The sequence below is a fragment of the Pseudomonas sp. K5002 genome (assembly GCF_013386655.1).
Lineage (GTDB): Bacteria > Pseudomonadota > Gammaproteobacteria > Pseudomonadales > Pseudomonadaceae > Aquipseudomonas.
In genome coordinates this window covers 1-388 of record NZ_JACARK010001397.1, presented here as the reverse complement: position 1 = coordinate 388, position 388 = coordinate 1, and the positions used below count along the sequence as shown (strand labels likewise).

Sequence of the window (388 nt, the reverse complement as noted above, 5' to 3'; positions counted from 1 at the left end):
CAGGCCAGCAGCAGCCAGCCGCTGCCGCTGGGTACCCAGGTGGAAGTCAGCCAGACGCCGTCGGGCAATTTGTCCATCAGCCTGCAGCAGGCCCTGAGTTCCAGCGTCGCCGCGCTGACGCGTATCGATACCAGCCAGTTACCGGTGGGCACCCTGCTGCAAGGCAAGGTGCTGACCACCCAGGCGCTGCCACAGGGCGCCAACCAGCCGGTGGTGTATCGCTCACTGGTGTCGGTGCTCAATAACGTCCTCAGCGGCGCGACCCTGACCGTCGAAAGCCCGCAGCCCTTGCGCGTCGGCAGCCTGCTCAGCGCCGTGGTGCAAAGTGCGCAGACCTTGAGCTTTGTACCTCTGAGCGGGCGCCAGGACCAATTGGCCGTGGCCCAGC

At 66.5% G+C, this 388-nt stretch carries 1 pseudogene; it reads left to right on the top strand.

From position 1 onward, the window contains the following. A pseudogene (locus HX846_RS36695) lies at positions 1-388 on the top strand (flagellar hook-length control protein FliK); the annotation flags it as partial.